The organism is Pseudomonas tremae (genome assembly GCF_001401155.1).
GTDB lineage: Bacteria > Pseudomonadota > Gammaproteobacteria > Pseudomonadales > Pseudomonadaceae > Aquipseudomonas > Aquipseudomonas tremae.
The window spans coordinates 1-358 of record NZ_LJRO01000230.1; the positions used below are offsets into that span (position 1 = coordinate 1).

Annotated in this window: 1 pseudogene; it reads right to left on the bottom strand. The window is 62.0% G+C overall.

Annotation, left to right across the window (positions count from 1 at the left end):
- Positions 1–358 (bottom strand): annotated as a pseudogene (locus ALO43_RS15610) (FAD-dependent oxidoreductase); the annotation flags it as partial.

Below are 358 nucleotides of genomic sequence, written 5' to 3' on the forward strand. Positions count from 1 at the left end.
TTGCCACGCCACTTTGGTCGCCTGATCGTTGCGGGTGCTCAGCAAAGCAGCCTTGACCGGCTTGCTGAAGTCGGTATCCAGCCTGGCCAGCAACGGCAACGGCAGGGTCGAGACCAGGTAATCGGCGCGTACTACCTGTTCACGGCCACTGTGTCTGTCGTGATAGGTGACCCCACACTGTCTTCCAGTTGACGAATCTGGCGCACCTGCGCGCCCAGTTGCACCTGCTCGGTGAGGCGCTGGTAAAACGCGTCGGTGATGCGGTCCATGCCGCCTACCGGCTGAAACATGGTGGCCGAAAACTCCGGGAATTCAGTGTGCAGCAAGGCGCCCCACAGCTCGGGGTGCAGCAGCCGGT